Below are 21,936 nucleotides of genomic sequence, written 5' to 3' on the forward strand. Positions count from 1 at the left end.
AAATATACTGTCCTTATTTTTATTTCGCTCTTCCTTGCACCCACGTAGCAATATCATTTATAACATACTCAGGAATATTGGCTGGACTATAATATTCATCCGGTTTACTTAATTCCCCATCTCCTTCTGTAAAGAAGTGATTTAACTTTGGATAAAGTCGATAATCTACATTATCTCGCTCTTTTAATTGTTCTTTCCAAAGAGGAATTTCGATTTTTGATTGAACTTGATAGTCTCTTTCTCCTTGAATAATAAGAAGCGGTGTCTTTTGTTCTTTAGACATTTCTGCCGCCTTAATTTTACGGATAGAATCCCAAAATACAGGCGCTCCTAAATAAAAATCTTTTGGAGGGTTTTTTCCAGAAAAATTAGGGTCATTTAATAATTCATATTGCGCTTTATAAAATTTATATTCCTCAGCTGTCATTCTGCCGAGAGAATACAAGTAATCAAATTGATCTAAAACAACATCCTGGAATGTACGAGCTGGTCCTCCCATCACAATTGCCCCAGCAATATTTTGATTTTGGTCTTTTTCGATCATTTTCGGAACCATCATTCCGCCTTGACTATGGCCGAGAACATAAATTTGATTCTTGTCTATCATAGGATTATTTTGAAGAAAACGAGTCGCAAAAAGTGCATCATCTGTTGTTTCTTTATCAACTGTATAAAACGGACTAAATTGTGTTTTCAATCCATGTTCATATGTTCGTTTATTATAGCGAAGAACAGCAATTCCTTTCGAAGCAAGACCTTCAGCTAAATCGCGAAACGGTTTTAAAGCAAACGCAGTTTCATCTCGATCGCTTGCTCCAGATCCTTGCACAAGAATAACCGCTGGGAAAGGCCCCTCTCCCTTTGGAACAGACAGTGTTCCTGGTAATGGGAACGCGCCACTTCCGACTACTACTTCTTCTTCAGTAAACGAATCAGGATTACTATATGCCGGGCGCTGTGCAACAGAGTCGGATGACATACTAAGCTGGAAATCGTCTATTTTTCCAGATGGATCTAATCTAAACATGAAAGGTACAGTGAATTTTTCAAATACTAATCCAATTTCAATGTTTGTATGAACGGAATTCGTCTCTTTTTGCTTTACCTCTCCAATTCCAATAAAAGAACCTGCTTGTAACTGCAGGGGAAGTTCCTTCCAATAACTCTCCAGCCACTTTTCAGATATTATCTTCTGTAAAGGTCGAGAAGTTAAATCAAATGCAGATTTATAATTTTCAGTATGCATATAACGGATAAATGTAAGAGTAGTAGATATAACAGGATTTTCATCATCAGCATTGTTTATTTCTTTTATATTTGTGTTTGTTTCTTTGGATGTTGAGGTAAATTGATGGTTGAATGGATTATTATATGTATAAGGATAAAAACTTATTTTCAATGCATCTGTATTTCCCCTCTCATACAGACTTGGAGAAATTGCAAAATTTTTAGGTTGAATGGATTCTGCTGCGTATGAAACTGAGGGAATGCTTATTGCACAAATTGTACTAACGAGTAAAATCTTATTCGTTATTCGTTTTCTCGTTTTCATATTTATTGACTCCTTTCAAAGTTAAATTCTTTTAATACAACATTCCAAGCATTGTAAGGAAAATAAAAAACATCAAAGAGATTAATAAATTTCTTTACGCCCTCTAACAAAGAATGTGATATTATAAACAAACTTCAATAAAAACTACCTTCTTCCTCCTTTTTATTATGTAATTTTTTAATAATATATAAGCATCTAATTAGTGAAGTTGATTCTTCTAAAAACAGAGAAATAGAAATATTATTTTCGTACAAAAAAATGACTAAACTAAGTTAGTCATTTTCTATACTTTTTACACGCGTGATAAGAGACATATTTGTTTCTTATAAACTTATATCTTCTACTGGCCATTTTTCTAATGTGTAAGCCATCTCCCAAAATGAATATTCATATTGACTACTAATGACAAAATGCTGTTTCATGCGCTTACGATCAGTTTCTGTTACTGTTTCTGCAATGGCATCTAATCTGGCAATTTGCTCTTCTACTAAAGTACGGAACCAGTCAGAACCATATGCAGAAATCCACTCTTGGTAAATGGGTTCTTCCGGTTTACATTCCTTAAGTCGCTCACCAATTTCATAATAAAGCCAATAGCACGGCAAAATCGCTGCGATAACATCCCCAATATGTCCCTCGTATGCAGCGCGATACATATGTGATGTATACGCATAAGCCGTCGGTGCAGGAATGAACGATTCTTTTTCTTTTTCCGTAATTCCTAATTTTTTCGCAAAATTCTCATGCAGCGATAATTCAGCTTGGTATGTATTTTGTGCATGGTGCGCCATACGAGCTGTCGTTTCTAATTCAATCGCTTTTGCTGCTCCTAACGATTGGACTCTTGCAAAATGACTTAAATAATATGAATCTTGCAGAACGTAATAGCGAAAACTAGCTAAATCTAATGTTCCGTTCCCTAGTTTTGTCACAAATGGATGATTAAAACTTGCTTCCCAAATCGGATTAACTTCTTTACGTAATAACTGTGAAAATAACATGATAGACCCTCCAATAAACGTTTTAATAATAAAAAAATGAAACAAGTTTCTTAACGAATTGCTCGTTAGCTACTAGATTACTGAGACTCACTTCAAGTAGGTGCGCAAAATAAAAAAGCTTTCTTTACACACACGTAAAGAAAGCGGACTGGACATTATCAATATTTAAAAAAATATCATATTCTGTCACTTCCACTTCCCTACGCTGGTATTACCCAGATCAGGTCCTAAGGGTTTCAAAGATATTTTTTGATCTCAGCCTTTAAAAGGCCCCCCTAGTGGATAAATATATATAACTATTTAACTTTGATATTAATCATAACATATTCTAGAATACTATCAAATATTATTTGTAAATTCAATATCGCTAACATATAGGCACGAAAATGTTAGCAATCCTCTTCTACTAATCTCGCTATTTGCTCCTTCACATTCAAATTACAAACACCACCGTGATAACAAATCACCGTCTCAATATCAAATTCTAAAAATCTTCTAAGCGATTTTGTAGCTGTATCCATGTCTGGCGTTGTATGCGGAACAGGTCCTTTTAAGTTTCCACCAACGCATACTATCGCGTCGCCCGCAATTAATGTTTTATATTTTTCACTATATAAACTAATATGTCCCGGAGTATGCCCTGGTGTATGAATCACTTCAATGCCTCCGAAAAATGGTAGTCTTTCTCCGTCTTCTAATGTCCGATTTACTTTTGCCGTCGGAGGATTTTCATATAGAAATTGCATAACTTCTGGAAGTGCATCCCATTTGTCTTTACTCATTTTACTTGGATCCGTTTTCATTAAATGCACTTGTCCTTCAATATATGGCTTGTCTAATTCATGTGCGTATACTTCAATAGAATGGCCTGCCTTCTGCTGTATTTCAGGAAGACTTCCAATATGGTCTATATCTTGATGGGTTAAAATAACTGCTTGTAATTGTTCAAAAGGGACACCAATACCAATCATTGCATCACGAATCCCTTCTAATTGGCCTGGCATACCAGTATCGATTAATATAGCTTCTTTTTCATCCCAAAGTAACGTGGGATTTAATTCGAATTCTTGAATTTTTAATTTTAACACCGCTAAACCGTTTTCTATTTTCATATTACACGTCTCCCTCGATACATAAATTAGTGAAGGTATTTCACTTACTAAAATGTATCACGTTAAGGATATTTAATCAAACACTAAATTTATAATCATAACACAAAAATATTTATTTGTCAAATTTCTTTATTTGATCTACAACCAGAATTTTTCATCACACATCTTTCCGATACAAATTAATTAAATCTTTCAGAGCTGCCGCTGCTGCTGCTCTTGGGTTCGAGGCTCCCCCGATTGAAGTAACTCTTCCCATCGTATCAGTATGAAAAGTGATTCCTTTTTCCGTTCCATTTACATGAGCTAAAGGATGCTCTTTCCCTATTTCACGCGGACATACTTCAAGTTTAGGGTTCCCTGAATGGTCTCTATATGCCGCTCCAATTAGTTTTAGAGATTTACCTTGTGCTTTTGCTTTCTCTATATCTTGTTTCGTAATACCCTCTATCCCATTTACATTTACGTAATCAAGAGAGTATTCTGACTGAAATAAACTGTTCGCTAACAATAATAGTTTACAGGCACTGTCCATTCCACTTACGTCTAATGATGGGTTTGTTTCAGCGATTCCTTTTTGCTGCGCTTGATGCAGTGCTTCCTCAAATGTTACATCTTTTTCGTACATCTTTGTAAGAATATAATTTGTTGTTCCATTTAAAATACCTTCTATACTTTCAATTTGGCACCCTGCTAAACTAAATTGTCCAATATCTAATGTAGGGAGCGCAGCTGCAGTTGCACCACTATAACGAATACGTACGTTAGCTTTCGTTGCTTTTTGCTTTATTTCTTTCCATGCGCTAACGAGTGCACCTTTTGAAATAGCGACTACATCCATATGATTTTCAATCGCTGTTTCAATATATGTTCTTCCAGGTTCACCTGTTTGAAGATTAGTTGGTGTTGATTCTATTAATACATGACCAAAAGGCATTTTTTCACTTTTATCGAGTGGATAGTTTTTGAGATATCTCTCCAATGCATTAGAACCTGTACCATAAGTTAATAATTCTTTAATATGTAAACCTTTGGCGCTAAAGAGATTGACTGTACTTCCCATAACTCCAGTAAGGACAAGTTCGATACCGTACATCTCATTTATATATAAAGCTTTCTCAAATACCAATCTTACAAACTCTTTTCCAACAGTTCCATATCCAGATATTACTATGTTAACTCTCACATCATCACCTCAAACTATTGTGCTATTTTAATGTTAACTCCATTATACTCCGAAAATATGATGTGATTCACGAAAGAAAACTCCCTCAAAAAAATTTGAAGGAGCTGCTACATTTCAATATAAATATGAAGCCAGTTATTTCGGTAAATTGGATAGCTTTTCAGCAATCTTTCGGTAAAAAGCATTAATATCAGAGAACCCTAAGGAATCCGAGACACTTAATCCAACCATATCGAGGTGATCCCAGTTTTGTTTTGTCTCAATATGATTCCATTTCCCAAGTTCTGGCGCACTACTATTATTTATAACCACATCAGTTGATGGTCCTACCATAGAGTTTGTATTTACTACTCCGTCATTTTCCCACCAGGATGAATCAATGAATGTACGATTCTGTTCGTATCTTGCATATGACCCTAAGAAAATTGCATTTCCCATCAGTGCCTTATTCATGGTGATGTGCGGTAAATGAATTCCCGTTATAGGTGCTACTTGTGTTGCATGTCCACTGTAAGAAAAATAATATACATCTGGTTGCGCTTTTACCCAAGTGTTCAATTCCTTTGCTCCATCTGTACTTAAATCCCATTGGCTTATATCTTTTGTATCCTTCAAAATGGAACTATTTAAGACACGGTTTGAATATTGATAAAATGATTCCCCAGCTCTTTTTTTAATTCCCCATTGATCCAATTTAAAATCGTATAGTGATAGATTGTTATTTTCTCCAACTCCAGCAGTTGCGACGAGTAATTGCTTTACAGCTGGCAAGAGTAAACTTCCATCTGCAAGGGTTGTCCCATTGTGAGGAGTGGCTAATGTCGTTACACTATGAACGTATGATTTTCCTCCCTGAAACAACGGAGACATTTTCACATCAGCATGTTGTTTTACATATTCTCTCTCTTCTTGATTCCCTTCTTTTAACAATTGGACTAGCGTACGTATTGTTTGTCCTCCCATACTATGTCCTACTAAATGAAGCTTATTTGTCTCACTCCAATTTTGAACAAACCCTGTATATGTTCTTCCATATCGATCGTGTCCATGTTTTTCGGCATGAGCTGCTCCATAATCTACTGTTCCACCATTGATTTGAGCGTATAACTCACAAGCACGATCCCAGTTACTTGATAACGGCCCAACAGCGGCAGTATGAACATTGTATCCATCTCTCTTTAAATTTTCTTGAATATCGTGAACACCACCCCAATACTTTACACCCAATAATTCATCTCTGCCCCATCCTGTAAAACCATGTACAAGAATAATCGGATTGTTATTTTTCTTCCCTTCTTCTGCTTGTATTGGCATCGGTAGCATTACACTCGAAGCGATACAACATAAAATTAATAATCCCCAAAGTAATCTTTTCATTTTACATCCCCTTTTCTTTTTCTCTACATCCCTAATAAAACGCTTTCAATTCTACCTCCTTCTTATGTGATAGAAAAAAGATCCACAAAGATATACCAACGCAATTTGCAATGGCTATATAATGTGGATCTCCAATTCTCTATCACATTTATTAACTTAAAAATAATGTAAACAATATTATTTGAATTGTCTATCTATTATGAAATATTACATAGTTGATAAAGTTTTGTTGACAATTCCCTTTCCCTTTTAACCTTCATCCTCAAAAGTAACAAATTTGACCGATATTAATTTATGAAAATCTTTGACTTGCCTTTTTATCTTTAAATATTCAGTTTTTAATGTATTATCTGTCGACATTTTAGGCTTTTCGTAACCCAATAATTTTTTGAAGTGAATAATCTGTAACTTTGTTTCATCCGCTTTTATCTTTCTATATACATCCTTTTTTGCAACAATAAGATACCATTGAGACTTATAATCACGAGAATTTCCAATCCAAGCATCGCTGTCATATGAAACAGGAATTTCTTTACTGTTTAAATCGATACTTGTAATATGTTTTTCCTCTTCATGTGTAAATAATAGCGAAGCTTCTTTTGGGATTTCCGGTAATTTTTTTATAGAAGTATAACCGGAGCGATTATTCATATCATTCTTCCGCAAAATTCGATCTTTTATCATAGCTTGCGCTGTTGTTTCATCTATAATAAGCACTTTATTTTCACCAAAAACGCCCGTTTTCACTTCAAATACTTCTTTTTCTTCTATATTTTCTTTGTAACGTTCAAAAATAGGTAAAGTAAATTGTTCGTCTCCAATCATTATCATCCCGTTCGCAGGCCGTTTATTTTCTTCAGAGGAAGAACAGGCACTTAGGCTTATGACAATCAGGACAATTAATATAAAAAAAGATATTGTTTTTCTCATTATGACTCCTTTCATTGTCTAAATTAATTTTCAAGTATACTCATTATGGTTATTTTCCATTTACCTTTGATACAATCAAAACTTAATAGTCATATTTTACTGATCCATAGTCCTATAAAGTTTTTGTAAGTAACGCCAACGAGTCATAAAAAAATACAAGATTTGTATACATACAAATGAAATTAAGATGATAATTGAACTATTTAAAATAGAAAAATCCACTAATTGTTGCAGTGCGGTATATGCAACTGCAGTATGAATTACCGCAACAACAATTGGTAAAAAGAACATGATTAACAACTGTCTTGTTACAACACCTTTTAGTTCTCGCTTACTTAATCCCATTTTTGAAATCATTTTATATTGTTGTTGATCCCGGTCTAAATCTGTATATAAACGGAAATAAATAAAGCTCGCTGCAAATGTAAAAAAGACAATTCCTACTAAAACACTCGCCATAAGTAACAATCCGTTTGTTTGTTTCGCTTGTAACCACTGCAATGCTAAAGCTTCAAAATAAAAGCTACGCTCTCCATTCTCTATACCCAATATGTTATTTAATTGATGTGAAATTTCCTTTGTTCTCATCCAATCATCTACAACAAATCCGTAAATACGCTCTTTAGAGAACGTGATATCCTCACGAGCAATGAATGGAACTTTATCATATACTTGGTCTTGTACTGCAATTAAAGTATTTCCTACTTCATGTGGTAGAACCAAGTTCTTTACAGCTTTCTTTACATGAAATGTTTTCATCCAATCCCCATGAATCACTTCAATTTCCTTTTTAAATTGATTATTTTCAAACTCTTGTTTTTGCGCTATCCACCCTGGAACTAGCAAAATTTCATCTTCTCTATCAAGCGTTTCTTTTTGGTAGCCAAGAGACTTCGCAAGATCATTATATTCACTTAATTTCATAACAGAAACATCGCTTTCTGTATATTTAGTAGAGGCAGAACCCAGTCGATAAGCAATATTTGCCTCATTAAGATATTTCTTAATTAAAGCAAGGTGCTCATTTTCCATCTTATTGTCTTCAAAACTCATATAGGTAAACGTATACGGATTGGTCATTCTTGACAGTTCTTTATTTCCAAGTGCAGCAGTAGTTCCAATTGCAGTGAACGCGACTGCCGAAATGATAGACACAATAAAAAACATCATTGCATTATCTTTCATTCGATATATTAACTCTGAAAACGTTAGTATATTTGTTTTCTTTAAAAATAAAGATTCCCGCTTTTTGGCAGCTTGCAATAGAAAAACACTGCATTGCGTATACAGAAAATATGTACCAATTATAACCAATAACACACCTAATCCTAATAACGGAAAAGAGATGATTCTTCTAAAGATAATATACAGTACGATTCCATATCCAGAACTGATACTAACAAATGATAGAAGCGATAAAATAATAGAAGCTTTCGGTTCAGGCTTTGGTTTTTCTTCTGCTTGAATAAGTTCCACAAGTTCAGTTACTTTAATCATCTTAAAAGTAACAAGTGATACAATTAAAAATAAGATAAGGAATGTAACAATAGTTAGTAGAATCGCTTGAATTGGAATATAAAAAGGTAGTCCCTTGTTAATCATTAAAATACTTGCACTAATAAGTAGTACCAACTTGGAAAATATAAGGCCAATCATAATGCCTATAAAGATTGAACCAAATCCAATTAACATATTTTCAATAAGCACTAACTTTTTCAACTGTCTTATAGACATTCCTTGCATCATTAAAATGCCAAACTCTTTTTTACGTGTTTTTAAAAATGAGCTTACTGAATATAAGATAAAGAAAAATGAAAACACAAAAATCAAGCTTTGTGAGATCCTAAATCCAATTGTACCAAGTTCACTTATCGTTTCACTTGTCGATTTTAACTCACCAGTTAAATCAGGGTGAAATAATAAAAGCGCATACGTAAAGAAAATCATAATAGAAAATGTACTACTTAAAAAATGAGCGGCGTACGTCCGTTTATTACGGAAAACATTATTAAATGCGAATTGACGAAAAGTCATGTCTTTTCCCTCCTAACAACGAGAGAACATCCATAATTTTTTGATAAAAAGCTTGTCTACTTTCACCGCAATAAATTTCATTATACAATTCACCGTCTTTAATAAAGATAACGCGACTACAATAACTTGCTGCATATGGATCATGAGTAACAAGCATCATGGTTGCACGTTCTTTCTTATTCAGTTCTTCTAACATACTCATCACATCATTCGAAGACTTAGAATCTAAATTTCCCGTAGGTTCATCCGCTAATAACAATTGTGGTTTATGAATGATTGCACGAGCAATTGCGGTTCGCTGTGCTTGACCACCTGAAATTTCATATGTTCTTTTATGCAAAATATCCAGAATGCCTAACTTTTCTGCAACTTCTTCTACCCGCTTATTCATTTCCTTTACAGCCACTCCATCTAACGTCATTGGCAACACAATATTTTCTTTTACGGTAAGTGTACTGAGAAGATTAAAAGACTGAAAAACAAATCCTAGCTGTTGTCGACGGAATAATGCTAGTTTTTCAGATGACAGCTGAAAAGGATTCATCCCATTTATTAAAATGTTTCCTGATGTTGGTGAATCAATCGTAGATACCATATTTAACAATGTTGTTTTCCCACTACCAGACGGACCCATAATACCAACAAACTCACCTTCTTGAATAGATAAATCAATATCAGCAAGAGCTTTATAAGGAACTTTCCCCTTATATACTTTACTAATTCCTTTCGCCTGCAATATTTCCATACCACATTCTCCCTTCATTTATTCTGCTTAGTTTAAAGTGTAAAGGAGTTATCTTACATCTCATATTGATTCGTCTTTCATTCACCTTACAACTTTGTAAGATTTCTAAAAAAGCTGATGAAAAAGTCTATTTCATCAGCTTTTTTATGAAGTGTAAAAAATAATTCTTACAGTTGTACCTTTTCCAACTTCAGAATGTATTTCTACTTGATGACCTAACTGTTTCGCAATTTCATATACGAGGTATAAACCCATCCCAGTAGATTCTTTGAAATCTCTACCATTTTCTCCTGTAAAGAAAGGTTGAAACACACGTGGCATATCTTGTTTTGGTATGCCTACTCCAAAATCTCTTACTTCTAAGGTGACGGTCTTATCTACACTATATGCTTTTATTATAATTTTTTCTCTACTACCGGCTGAATACTTAATTGCATTAGATAAAATTTGACCAACTAAAAATCGAAGCCACTTCACGTCACTTTCTACAACGATGTCTTTTTCTATTTTGACTTCTGGATATACAAAATTCCGAATAAAAAAGCGCTTATGTTCATGTATTGCTTCGTTTACTAAATTATATAATTGCACTCTTTCTACGTAGAAATCTTGTGTGAAAGTTTCTAGCCGCGCAACATATAAAGCCATTTCTAACCCTTTTTTTAGTTTATCTGCTTCTTCGTTAATACTAACAAATCGAGGGTCAACTTCATCTTGTGTCATTAATTCAATAACAGATAAAGGTGTTTTCATTTGGTGAATCCATTGATTCATAAAAGTTAAATGTTCCTCATTTTTACGTTCCTGCACTTGTAATTGATTCTGATAATGACGATATTGTACTTCTAATAACTCATGCAATGCAGTTGACAAAGGGGAGAAGTCAGATTTTTGTACAGATTCATCTAATGATTGCATCGGATTTGCTAACCTTTCATAAAAAGACTTATGAGTAAAATAGCGATATAATAAATAAGCAAGTAAAAAACATACTCCTAAAAACATTGCATAAAGCGCGGTGGTTACATGGCGATAGCCATCAAACCAATACACAAGAAAAATAGCGATGAGCTGGAAAGCTGTAAAACATAGAAGCGGGATATGTTCTCGTAGAAACAGTTTTATCATTTTCTCCCACCATTTTCCCATGTAATATGTAAACGATAGCCAACACTCCGAATTGTTTCAATCGCCTCTCGAATTCCTAATGCTTGGAGTTTTTTACGAACACGCGTTGTGTTGACGCTTAACGTATTATCATCAACGTAAGATTCACTATCCCAAAGCTTATTTAATAATACTTCCCTACTTACAACACGCGGATAATTTTTCATTAGCATCTCTAACAAAATCGCTTCATTTCTTGTTACATCAACTTCTTGACTGCGCAATTGTAATACTAAGCGCTCTGGAAATAAAGTAAATCCTTGCTGCTCAATCATTCGCTCTTCTATTTTTGGTGCATAATCTCCATATGCACGTCTTAGTTGACTACGAATTTTCGCCATTACAACTTCATAATGAAACGGCTTTGGTATATAATCATCCCCGCCATTTTCTAAAGCCATGACTTGATCCATCGTACCTTCACGAGCTGAAATAAATAAAATGGGACACGTAGAAACAGCACGAATTTGCCTACACCAATAATAGCCATCAAAACTTGGTAAATTAATATCTAATAACACCAAGTCTGGTTTTGCTTGTAAAAAAACATCTAATACGCGTTGAAAATCGACGATAACAATTCCTTGATACCCATATTTTTCGATGTAAGAAGATAATAATTCTGCGATTTTAGGATCATCTTCCACAATCATAATTTTAACCATTTTTTCATTCCTTTCTTATAATCTCTACGTAAGCATATACTACCATATTTTTTCGTACTTATTTTTAAGAATTCATTGCATGACTATTTAAATACTTCATTTCTTCACCTATATGACAGGTGTCATTTCCTTTAACTGACACCTGTGCATATAAAAAATTCCTTTTTAAAGATACAATAATGACAAAATTATAAGAAAAGAGGAAAACAATGAGAAATAACAACAAAAGAATTCGTTTGCTTGATATATTAAGGGGTTTCGCTGTGTTAGGAACACTCGGTACAAACATTTGGATTTTTGCATATCTAGGAGATCTTTCTTATATTTTTACGTTTGATCATGCAATTTGGTGGGCGTCACTTAATGATTTCATTCGGCTTTTCTTCTTATTTTTAGTAAACGGGAAACTTCTTGGTTTATTAACAATCATGTTTGGTGTAGGACTTGAATTGAAATATCAACAATCTTTACGAAAAGGCAATACATGGCCTGGTGTTTACCTATGGACTTCTTTTCTACTTTTATTAGAAGGTTTCATTCATTTCACTCTTGTTATGGAATATGATATTTTAATGAGCTATGGAATAACCGCAATGATTGTTGCTTTTATGATTAAACGTGGTGATAAATGGATTCATCGAGCTATGAAGATAATAGGTATCTTTCATGGAACTGTTATGCTTTTGATTCTTGCTATATTTATGTATTTAAAATTTACAGGAATCAACATTTCATTAGGTAGCGCTAATGAAGTTGTAGCACTTTATAGCAATGGAACTTGGTTCGAACAAATTCACTATCGACTAACAAACTTTATTTTGAATCGAATAGAAGTCATTTTTGTTATCCCAATGAATATTTTTCTTTTCTTATTAGGAATACGTCTTATGCGTGCTGGAGCCTTTTCCCCTGATGAAAATGGGAAAAGAATTCGTACAAAAATGCTAAAAATCGGAATTGTGATTGGTGTCCCTCTCAATCTGTTAATCTTTATTCCAGGCGGTATCTTTGATTTACCAGTTCGCTATTTATTTGCACCTTTCTTTTCTATTTTGTATATTGCATTGATTGCTAAAATGATAGAAGGATTTGAAGACTTTTGGCTATGGCAGCGCCTTGAAAACGTAGGAAAAATGTCTCTTAGCTGTTATGTTCTTCAAAACATCCTCTCTTCTATACTCTTTTACGGTTGGGGCTTCGGCTTTGGCGGGAAAGTGACTTCATTATCGATTGTCTTTATTTGGCTCTGCATCTGCCTATTTGAAATTTACTTTGCAACATTTTGGCTAGCTAGATTTAAATTTGGTCCAATGGAGGCCGCTCGAAGATACACAGCTGGTTTAATGAAGGATTCTTAGTGGGATTTCACTAAGAATTCTCCTTTCACGTTCTTGTGAGCTTTAACCTAAAATAGGACTTATTACAAGGCCTTATTCCCTCTTTGTAGGAGGATAGTGGAATGTTAAAAAAAATTTATCCACACGATCAAATCGAAAAGTACTTATACTTAGATGTTATTTTTATTGTCCTTTTAATTTACAATGTAATTCGAGCAGAAACGAGCGTTAACTTATTCTTAAAAATTGTTCTTTTACTGCTCGTTTTATTATCTTTTTATTTCGAATTGTGGTATAGAGATTGGCGCCTTCTCCTTTCCAGTTTATGTAGCTGCGTATTATTTGCACTACTTGCAATACTCATCGAATCATGGCTACTTTTATATGGTTTTATCATCGGAAATTTATTAGGAAGAGCCCAATCTAAATTGTATATCGGCATCGGTACAGTCGGTATCGCAATGATGTTTTTTCTAGTTAGTTGGTATACCTTTGGTCACCCTTTTTACATATTAAAAACTTCATTTCTTCTTGCTTTTATTCTTCAACTTGTACAGCCAATTGTTATCCATATTCGTGAAAAAGCGAAGTCTTTACAAAAAGAGCTGAGCGTCGCAAACTCTCAAATTGAAAGATATATTCAAGAAGAAGAAAGACACCGCATCGCAAGAGACCTTCATGATACACTCGGACAAACATTAACAATGATTAAACTGAAAAGTGAACTGACAATACGATTAATAGAAAAGGATCCACTACAAGCAAAACAAGAATTAAATGATATTTTAGATACATCACGTTTTGCATTAAAACAAGTACGTGAACTTGTTACTGATATGAAATACATATCAATAGAAAGTGAATTAGCTCATGTACAAGAGCTATTACATACAGCCGGCATCCAGTTCACTATGAAAACAGCTGGAAATGCACCTTTGCTTTCAAATGTTGCAGAAACAATGATTGCTCTCTCTATAAGAGAAGCCGTCACAAACCTTTTAAGACATAGTCAAGCAAAACAATGCACAATTATTCAAGAAACAGACGGAAAATGGCATCAAATCAAAATAAGTGATGACGGAATTGGTTTCCAACATGATTCGCTTGGTTTTGGGATTCAATCCATTCAAGAGCGAATGAAGATATTGCAAGGCAACGTAGATATACATACATTACGAAACAACGGGACAACAATTCTATTAAAAATACCGATTTCAGCAAATATAAGAAAAATAAATTAGCTTTGTAAATTGAGAAAAGAAAGGCGGAAGTGAAATGATTCGTATCGTAATTGCGGAAGATCAAAAGATGCTTCGCGGAGCACTCGTTTCTTTATTAAAGCTAGAAGATGATATCGAAGTAATCGCAGAAGTTTCAAATGGACAAGATGCCTGGGATATTATTTTGGGTCAACAACCTGATGTATGCCTTCTTGATATTGAAATCCCAGACATTACTGGACTAGAAATTGCCGACAAATTAAGAACTATAAGGCACCCTTGTAAAATAATGATCGTTACAACTTTTGCTCGTCCAGGATATTTACAAAAAGCGATGGACGCAAAAGTAGAAGCATATTTATTAAAGGACGAACCGATTGACTTTCTTATTGAATCTATTCGTAAAGTAATGAACGGAGAACGTCTAGTGAGTACAGACTTAGCTGCTACATTGTTTTTAAAAGAAGATAACCCACTAACTGACCGTGAAGCAGAAATACTCCGTATGGTTAAAAACGGAATGACAACGAGAGAAATCGGCAGAACATTGTATTTAACAAACGGGACTGTTAGAAACTATCTATCATCCGCTATGCAAAAACTTGAAGCGGAATCAAGGTTTCAAGCTATCCGTATTGCTGATGAAAAAGGATGGATATGATGTAAGATGTAGTGTAGAAAAAGGGATGCTTTTACATCCCCTTTCCTCTCTTTTAAAATATAGTATAAAATGTTTTGTATGTTATTAATCACCTCATACATAGTTTAATACCATAATTTTCACTTAAGGTAGTCCCTATCCTAATTACTCACAAAAATCTAATAATGAAACAACTTTTTCAACGCCTATTGCATCTATAAGTAGTGGTATTCGTGGACCGCTTGGATGATTAATAACAAGTCTATAAATGATTCTAAAAAGTAATTTTTGATTCTCTTTCATTATCTTTTTATTTTCATTCTGACAAATTGCATATATTTGTTCCATTAAATTTGAACTATCTGCATTCATACGAACCAGTTCACAAACTTCTAAAATCCATTTTCTCTGTTCATCTTCTAATGTTTCGTAAAACTCCCAATTTTTCCCTTGATTTGCTTCGATTAGTTTTTGAGGCTGTAAATTTCGAATCCAGTGTTCTACACGGTTACTTATTTTCATGATGTCAATCAAGTTATAGTCTTCATCCGTTTTTACTAATACTTCCTGTAAAATTTGATTATCAAAATTCACTAATGGTAAGATACCTGCTACTTGATTAAACTTTGGTAGTTTAACTTTTTCAGTATTCGTTCTTGAAAGTTTCAATGCATTACATAGATCTTCATTATTTAACATTTTGTTTTGATAGCTTTCCTTATATCTTTCATACTCTGTATAATTCCGAATTACATCTTCATCCATACCAATATGAAACGCTGCATTTGGTTTATATTTTGAAAACATAAATAGAATGACCTCTGGTAAATATACATTTAATAACTCACTCGGGGTAATAATGTTCCCAGCGGAACTGGACATTTTTTGATTATCCCCTTTTATTCTAATGAAATCGTAGGCAACATAATTCGGTGCCTCATAATGAAAAATTTTACTAGCTATCTCCTTTGAAACATTGTAGCTACCCGTTTCAGCTGAATGATCTCTACCTCCCGGCTCAAAAATCACATCTTCCACCATCCACCTCATCGGCCAATCAATTTTCCATTTTAATTTTAGAAGATTCGTTTGCATTACTGCTAATGTATTTTGCTTTCCACATTCACACTCATATCGGATTGTTTCCGATATTTCATCAAAATTTGTTATTTTCGTTGAATCTTTCTCGCATCGCTCGCAATATAGGGTAATTGGATAAAAATTCTCTCGCTCTTCTTCAGTTGGTTCACTCGTTTTAAATTTTATTAATACATCATAGATTTCTTTTCTTCGTTTTAATGCCTGGAGTATATGTTGATTATATCGACCCGTTCTATATTCTTGATGCTGATAAATAAACTCTACTTCAATACCAAAAGTTTCTAATGATTTTTCAAATTCTTTTTCAAAATGCTCTGCATATGATTTGTGGCAACCATACGGATCTGGAATATCACAGTATGGCATGCCTATATATTCCTCGAATGATGGATCAATATTTTTAGGAACTTTTCTAAAGCGGTCATAATCATCCCATGAAAATATAAATCTTGTTTTTTTTCCTAAATCTTGAAGTGCTCTTACAACAAAGTAAGTGGTTATAACTTCTCGAAAGTTTCCTATATGAACAGATCCAGAAGGACTAATTCCAGATGCGCATACAAACATTTCTTTATTTGGGTGTTTTCGAATCAGTTCATGCGCTATTTGATACGCCCAATGCATATAATTCACCTCGGTATAAATTTTTTTGTTTATTAATTTCTTTTTAAATACAATAAAAAAACTCCCACCCCCAAGATTATTCATCTTGAGGACGAGAGTTGTTCACTTCGTGGTACCACCTCAGTTTATTAATATGTCACCATATTAATCTCTTCAGGTACGGCAATTATTTGCTTATACCCTATCTCTATAACGGGAGAACCCGTCGCATCATCCCTAAATAAATTAGTTCCATGCGCAGCTCCAAGTCTTTTTTCATTAAGATTCTTACTCCTCCTTCTCAGCTACCGGAGTTCTCTGTATGCAATCATTCTTAACTACTCTTCTCTTCATTGCTATTTTTGTTATAAGTTATTTTCCATATAATAATTTATAATGTTATGATTGTCAATTTTTTCCGCAATAAAAGGTTTTGTCACCATTTTCATCGAATTTTTATAAGTTAGCCTTTTAGAAAGGAGAAAAATACATTGTTAGGAAAATTAGAATTAGTTATTGATGCTAAAACGAGTTTAGGAGAAGGTCCTTGTTGGGATGAACAGAAACACCTGCTATACTGGGTTGATATTCTAGAAAAAAAGTTGTTTATATATAATCCTATTACAAATATAAATCGTGAAATTTCATTTGACCAACAAATTGGATGCATCATTCCAGATACATCTGGCGGAGTTATATTAGCTATGGAGCGTGGTTTCCATTCTCTTAATCTTGAAACAGAGGAACTAATGCTTATTCATGACCCGGAACCTCATCTGCCAGAAAATCGCTTTAACGATGGGAAGTGTGATCCGGCTGGTCGCTTTTGGGCTGGAACTACAGATTTATATGGTATTAATGGAGCTGGTTCTCTCTACTGTTTAGATGCTGATTTTAGTGTGAAAAAGAAATTGAAACACGTCAACACATCCAATGGCTTAGCTTGGTCACCTGACCATCGATACCTTTACTTCATTGACACACCTACTAAAAAGGTCACTCGCTTTGATTATGATATACATACTGGAACAATTAGTACTCCAATAGATATTATTACTATTCCTAATGATGAAGGGCTACCAGATGGCATGACAATTGATGAAGAAGGCTTTTTATGGATTGCACATTGGGGCGGTGCCAAAATTACAAGATGGAATCCAACTACTGGCGAAAAGGTTTTAACCGTTCCTATTCCAGCACTGAATGTAACTTCCTGTACATTTGGAGGACCAGATTTAACAGAATTATATATAACTACTGCCAGAACAAGAATGAATCCGGATCAATTAGAAGTTTATCCGTATGCTGGTGGTGTATTCCGAATAAAAACACAAATTAAAGGTTGTCAAACCTATCCGTTTAATTATAAGAAATCGCAGGTGAAAAAATGAATCAAATAGCGTACATTAGACAAGAAGAAAAAAAGTATCATGACCTTTGTTATGAACAATATAAATTGTTCGAGGCTGGCTCTTGGCTTTACAAACCAGTAAAAACAGTAATGGATATGATGAGTTATTTTGAAAACAAAGCTCAAGTGAAAGTACTCGATCTCGGTTCTGGCGTCGGAAGAAATAGTATTCCAATCGCACAAAATATAATCGATAATGGCGGGAAAGTTACATGTGTCGATTTACTAGACTCTGCATTAACAAAGTTAAAAGAAAATAGTAAAGAACACCATGTACTTGACGCAATCGAAATAATAAAAGCAGAAATTGAAAATTATGATATTCAGCCTGAAAGTTATGATTACATTGTTGCAGTGTCGAGCTTAGAACATGTCCAGTCAAAAGAAGCCTTTGAAAAAGTACTTCTATCAATGAAAAATGGGACGAAACATAACGGCATCAATTGTCTCATTGTAAATTCTAATGTTCAAGAAATTGATTTAACTACGAATGAAGAACTTGAGGCGCTAATAGAAATAAATCTTTCTACTGAAATCATGCTGGATACACTTAAAAATATGTATAAGAGATGGAAAGAAATCCATATAGAAGTTAAAAATTTAACATATAACATCATGCGTAACAATAAATCAATTCAGCTAAAAACAAATGCGGTAACTTTTGTTGTTCAAAACGTGTAACCTGCAAAATTAAAAAAGGCCTTCCACTTAATCCATATGTACAGTGGAAGGCCTTAAATATTCTTTCATATGTGTTAAAAAAAAGGACAATCTATTTCATCAGTAAATGCCCAAGGTTTATTTTCTACACGTTCAGTAGACTCTTTCTTTCTCATGGTTACATTTTGGGTTACATTTTTAAAAGGATTTACTTCAATTTTAAACATAGAAGTAGGTTCAATGTAAACGGAAAAAACATGGCTGCTTGGTAACGTTTTTGATACATCAATATCCCCTACTTGTTTAAATAGTTGCTGCACACCGTATAAAAAAAAGTTTGTTACATCAGATTGCTTATTAATCCAAGTAATCATTTCAGGAGATACAGATTTATTTAAATATATTTTTACCCGATCACCACATTTATACTTCTTACGCCGCATACTCACACCAACTAACTAATTGTTAGATTCGTAAACCCTAATTCTTTTTGTTTATATTCTCTATACCGTGGTGAACATGTGTAAACTAATAATCCGCGTGCATTTGTAAATAAAGGGTTTTCTACAAAAATTACATTTTTCAAACGGCCTTTTTGTTTTAAAATAAGTTCTAAGCTATTTTTGATGATAACCGCTCCACCCCCATAAATAAATACATATGGATCATCTTTCATATCATCAATTTTATTAATAATGTCCGTTGCAACTCGTGCAGCCAATCCTAGAAATGCTTGTTGTGACTCTTCTACTAGCATTGCATGTCTTGGGTGTTTCTCATTTAAATAAATTTGATTAAACTCTGTAATACTATCTATCGTTTTTGTGGGATGCTTCCGGTTCCATCTTGTAATAATCTGCAATAAAGTTTCTTTCACTCCATAGGACAATCCTTTACTTAATTGTGGTCTAAAATTCACTCCAAATGAAACTACTTCTTCAGTTGTACCAGCACCTATATCAAAAGATAATAATGTTTTGTCAACGAAATCAATCTCAGTTGTTTTATTTTTTTCACCTTCGACTTTATGTTTTAAGACATTACCATCTTCATCGTATACGATTCCCCAAGTTCCAGATGCTCCTTCAGGCAAACATTTACAGTACTCAATGGAGACATTTATCGTTACATCTCTTCCGTTTGGATAATGAAAAATAACTTTATGATTTCCCATATAACGTTTCGCATTTTCTGCCGCTACTTCTTGCGTAATAATTTGCATTGGAAGAGCAACTGATAAATCGTAGCGAATATTAATATGATCTAATTTTGGACTATGACGCATAGCACCAATTGCTAAACCTGATAAAATCGTTAGAACCATTAATTCGTCTGTAGATTTATCAGATTTCTTCTCTACTTCTGTCCCTTTCAACTGATCATTGATAACCTTTTGCCCAACAATGTAACGTACATTATTTAACATGAGAGATGGTGAATTTATAGTTACATCAATATGATTTTCCACTTCAGTTATCGGTACATCTTCTTCATCCAATAAACCTGTCGTCTCCCCAATATATAGTGAATATATACTTGGAATATAAATCGGATTTTGGCCTTTTACCATTAATTTTAAGCCATTATTTCCAGCGTCTGCACCCGCTTTTAAAAGTATGGACATATTTACCCCCCAATTTAATCTGACATCCCTTCCCAATATATGCGGTTCATCACTTTGACATTCAAACCAAATAAAAATCTTTTCATTTTTGTATTTTTATATTTGTCTCTAAAATGAGAAATCAATTGTAAAGTTTTTTAAGATTATCTATTTATGTAAAATATATTTGACATTAACCTCTACCATTTTTATACTATTAATTGTAAAAATTTTTTTACAATTAGTTGTAAAAGAGGAACTATATTGAATCAGAAGAAGTTTATTTTTCTAATTTCTCTACTATCATTATTTGGGGTATTCATACATGGGACATATAAATATGTAACTGGAGGAGCAATTTTAGGAGGGACTATCTTTGGTGGTTCTTTAATCCTTAGTTATTTAATAAATCATATTACATGGGGAGATCCAAACGGTGTGTCAGAAGAAAGTCAAGATGAAATGGGCCAACACATTGCATATAAAAGTTTCAAAATTGGGTATTTTGTATTAGTTGTTATTATGTTTATTTTATTAATTTGGTCAGAAGAATTTTCTGCCTTATACTCACTTGACAATGTTCAAAATCTTCCTTTGTTTATTGCACTTTGTTCTTCATTCATTGTCATTCCACTTGTAGAGTTCATTGTTTCAAAACGATATGTATAAAGAAATATATCATAAGAGAAGGCATTCCTTTACTTAGGAACGCCTTCTCTTTCTTTTTCATATTTTCTACAAACTCGTTCTAATTCTTCTAACATGTCATGAATTGATAATATTTCAAATAAAATAATAGCTTCACTTATTCACGAATTCCTTCATTTCTGTTTCGTTTTTACATCTTTACAAAATATTATTCCACCTATATCGTAACAAATAAAAAAGCTTACTGCATAAAATATTTTTGAAGTAAGCTTTTTCACTATAATTATTTACTTTTCTAATGGTAGATATAAAATCAGTTGCCTTCCAATTGGCCCCATTCTTCTTTGGCCTCTATCTTCAAAACCTACTTTGAAATACAACTTTTGAGCAGGAATATTCCGTTCGTTTACAGCTAGTACAATTTCATTTTTATCCGAAAAATAGGATGCAACAAAGTCATGCAACAATGCTAATCCTTTTTGGGCATACCCTTTTCCTTGTTTCTCATAATTGATAGAAAAGGAAATCAAAAGTAAAGCATTCGGATTATCTGTGTATTCAGCTACCCTTGCTCCTGATTGCAATGCAAAAACCCCAACTGGTATTTGGTTTGCCGTAATGACTACTACATTTCGTGTTGTATCTTTTTTTGCTTTTTCTAGTAAGTCACTTGGTTTTGCTGTAAACTGAATTTGTTCACCAGGTAAAGTAAATACTTCTATGATTTCTTTATATTTTTCATCATATGGAATTAGCTGAATCTCTTCTGTTTGTAAATTCACTTTCATTTCCCCCATCTCTTTTCGATTATTTCTAAGTGATTTGATAGAACTTTAGGAATTATCAAACCTTAATCCTATTATTATTATTAAAACATATACTCACCTTTAAATAAACTGAATATTAGTAGATAAAAAAACATCTCGTACTATATAGCACGAGATGTT

General features: G+C 33.5%; 20 protein-coding genes, 1 riboswitch and 1 other annotated feature. Of the genes, 6 read left to right on the plus strand and 14 right to left on the minus strand.

Annotated features, from left to right (window positions below):
• Positions 1 to 19: 19 nt before the first annotated feature.
• The 10 genes from KFD70_RS05315 to KFD70_RS05360 form a co-directional block, all read right to left on the minus strand.
• Positions 20 to 1,552, minus strand: a complete 1,533-nt coding sequence (locus tag KFD70_RS05315) for an alpha/beta hydrolase (protein WP_336451139.1) — start codon at positions 1,550 to 1,552, stop codon at positions 20 to 22.
• A gap of 323 nt (positions 1,553 to 1,875) precedes the next feature.
• Positions 1,876 to 2,553, minus strand: a complete 678-nt coding sequence (gene tenA / locus KFD70_RS05320) for a thiaminase II (RefSeq protein ID WP_336451140.1) — start codon at positions 2,551 to 2,553, stop codon at positions 1,876 to 1,878.
• 180 nt (positions 2,554 to 2,733) lie between these two features.
• A riboswitch (TPP riboswitch) is annotated at positions 2,734 to 2,840 on the minus strand.
• 102 nt (positions 2,841 to 2,942) lie between these two features.
• Complete coding sequence (locus KFD70_RS05325; RefSeq protein WP_336451141.1) at positions 2,943 to 3,665, minus strand: MBL fold metallo-hydrolase; 723 nt, start codon at positions 3,663 to 3,665, stop codon at positions 2,943 to 2,945.
• A gap of 157 nt (positions 3,666 to 3,822) precedes the next feature.
• Positions 3,823 to 4,848 (minus strand): homoserine dehydrogenase, encoded by a 1,026-nt coding sequence (locus KFD70_RS05330; protein ID WP_336451142.1) that lies wholly within the window; start codon positions 4,846 to 4,848, stop codon positions 3,823 to 3,825.
• A 135-nt stretch (positions 4,849 to 4,983) separates the two neighbouring features.
• Positions 4,984 to 6,171, minus strand: coding sequence for an esterase/lipase family protein (locus KFD70_RS05335; RefSeq protein WP_336451401.1), 1,188 nt, complete (start codon positions 6,169 to 6,171; stop codon positions 4,984 to 4,986).
• 303 nt (positions 6,172 to 6,474) lie between these two features.
• Positions 6,475 to 7,155: a lipoprotein BA_5634 family protein gene (locus KFD70_RS05340; RefSeq protein ID WP_336451143.1), complete on the minus strand. Its 681-nt coding sequence runs from the start codon at positions 7,153 to 7,155 to the stop codon at positions 6,475 to 6,477.
• 96 nt (positions 7,156 to 7,251) lie between these two features.
• Positions 7,252 to 9,189, minus strand: coding sequence for an ABC transporter permease (locus KFD70_RS05345; RefSeq protein ID WP_336451144.1), 1,938 nt, complete (start codon positions 9,187 to 9,189; stop codon positions 7,252 to 7,254).
• The gene (locus KFD70_RS05350; protein ID WP_174099893.1) at positions 9,164 to 9,934 is read right to left on the minus strand and encodes an ABC transporter ATP-binding protein; all 771 of its coding nucleotides are present in this window, start codon (positions 9,932 to 9,934) and stop codon (positions 9,164 to 9,166) included. The genes KFD70_RS05345 and KFD70_RS05350 overlap by 26 nt, the downstream gene beginning before the upstream one ends.
• A 144-nt stretch (positions 9,935 to 10,078) precedes the next feature.
• A complete protein-coding gene (locus KFD70_RS05355; RefSeq protein ID WP_336451145.1) occupies positions 10,079 to 11,062 on the minus strand; it encodes a sensor histidine kinase in 984 nt (327 codons plus the stop codon).
• On the minus strand, positions 11,059 to 11,766 hold the full coding sequence (locus tag KFD70_RS05360) for a response regulator transcription factor (protein ID WP_336451146.1): 708 nt from the start codon (positions 11,764 to 11,766) through the stop codon (positions 11,059 to 11,061). Before KFD70_RS05360 ends, KFD70_RS05355 begins: the two co-directional genes overlap by 4 nt.
• Before the next feature lie 209 nt (positions 11,767 to 11,975).
• Here KFD70_RS05360 and KFD70_RS05365 point away from each other — a divergent pair, with 209 nt between their 5' ends.
• From KFD70_RS05365 to KFD70_RS05375, 3 genes are all read left to right on the plus strand, one after another.
• Positions 11,976 to 13,124 (plus strand): DUF418 domain-containing protein, encoded by a 1,149-nt coding sequence (locus KFD70_RS05365; RefSeq protein ID WP_336451147.1) that lies wholly within the window; start codon positions 11,976 to 11,978, stop codon positions 13,122 to 13,124.
• 101 nt (positions 13,125 to 13,225) lie between these two features.
• Complete coding sequence (locus KFD70_RS05370; protein ID WP_336451148.1) at positions 13,226 to 14,344, plus strand: sensor histidine kinase; 1,119 nt, start codon at positions 13,226 to 13,228, stop codon at positions 14,342 to 14,344.
• 34 nt (positions 14,345 to 14,378) lie between these two features.
• Positions 14,379 to 14,984 (plus strand): response regulator transcription factor, encoded by a 606-nt coding sequence (locus KFD70_RS05375; protein WP_336451149.1) that lies wholly within the window; start codon positions 14,379 to 14,381, stop codon positions 14,982 to 14,984.
• A 144-nt stretch (positions 14,985 to 15,128) separates the two neighbouring features.
• Here the strand turns inward: KFD70_RS05375 and lysS are convergent, their stop codons facing one another.
• The gene (gene lysS, locus KFD70_RS05380; protein ID WP_336451150.1) at positions 15,129 to 16,688 is read right to left on the minus strand and encodes a lysine--tRNA ligase; all 1,560 of its coding nucleotides are present in this window, start codon (positions 16,686 to 16,688) and stop codon (positions 15,129 to 15,131) included.
• 84 nt (positions 16,689 to 16,772) lie between these two features.
• Positions 16,773 to 17,030: a binding site (T-box leader), on the minus strand.
• Positions 17,031 to 17,158: 128 nt separating this feature from the next.
• Here lysS and KFD70_RS05385 point away from each other — a divergent pair.
• Positions 17,159 to 18,058, plus strand: coding sequence for an SMP-30/gluconolactonase/LRE family protein (locus KFD70_RS05385; protein WP_336451151.1), 900 nt, complete (start codon positions 17,159 to 17,161; stop codon positions 18,056 to 18,058).
• Positions 18,055 to 18,759: a class I SAM-dependent methyltransferase gene (locus KFD70_RS05390; RefSeq protein WP_336451152.1), complete on the plus strand. Its 705-nt coding sequence runs from the start codon at positions 18,055 to 18,057 to the stop codon at positions 18,757 to 18,759. The genes KFD70_RS05385 and KFD70_RS05390 overlap by 4 nt, the downstream gene beginning before the upstream one ends.
• A gap of 74 nt (positions 18,760 to 18,833) precedes the next feature.
• On the opposite strand, the gene KFD70_RS05395 is transcribed toward KFD70_RS05390, so the two are convergent.
• Both KFD70_RS05395 and KFD70_RS05400 read right to left on the minus strand, forming a co-directional pair.
• On the minus strand, positions 18,834 to 19,181 hold the full coding sequence (locus KFD70_RS05395; RefSeq protein WP_336451153.1) for a hypothetical protein: 348 nt from the start codon (positions 19,179 to 19,181) through the stop codon (positions 18,834 to 18,836).
• 11 nt (positions 19,182 to 19,192) lie between these two features.
• Entirely contained in the window at positions 19,193 to 20,362 is a 1,170-nt protein-coding gene (locus KFD70_RS05400; protein ID WP_336451154.1) for a ParM/StbA family protein, read from the minus strand.
• Between the two features lie 243 nt (positions 20,363 to 20,605).
• On the opposite strand from KFD70_RS05400, the gene KFD70_RS05405 reads away from it, so the two are divergent.
• Positions 20,606 to 21,010 carry a hypothetical protein gene (locus tag KFD70_RS05405; protein ID WP_336451155.1) on the plus strand — a complete coding sequence of 135 codons (405 nt, stop codon included), beginning with the start codon at positions 20,606 to 20,608 and terminating at the stop codon, positions 21,008 to 21,010.
• Between the two features lie 266 nt (positions 21,011 to 21,276).
• On the opposite strand, the gene KFD70_RS05410 is transcribed toward KFD70_RS05405, so the two are convergent.
• Complete coding sequence (locus KFD70_RS05410) at positions 21,277 to 21,786, minus strand: GNAT family N-acetyltransferase (RefSeq protein ID WP_336451156.1); 510 nt, start codon at positions 21,784 to 21,786, stop codon at positions 21,277 to 21,279.
• Positions 21,787 to 21,936: the final 150 nt, after the last annotated feature.

The sequence above is a fragment of the Bacillus pfraonensis genome (assembly GCF_050768835.1).
GTDB classification, from domain to species: domain Bacteria; phylum Bacillota; class Bacilli; order Bacillales; family Bacillaceae_G; genus Bacillus_A; species Bacillus_A pfraonensis.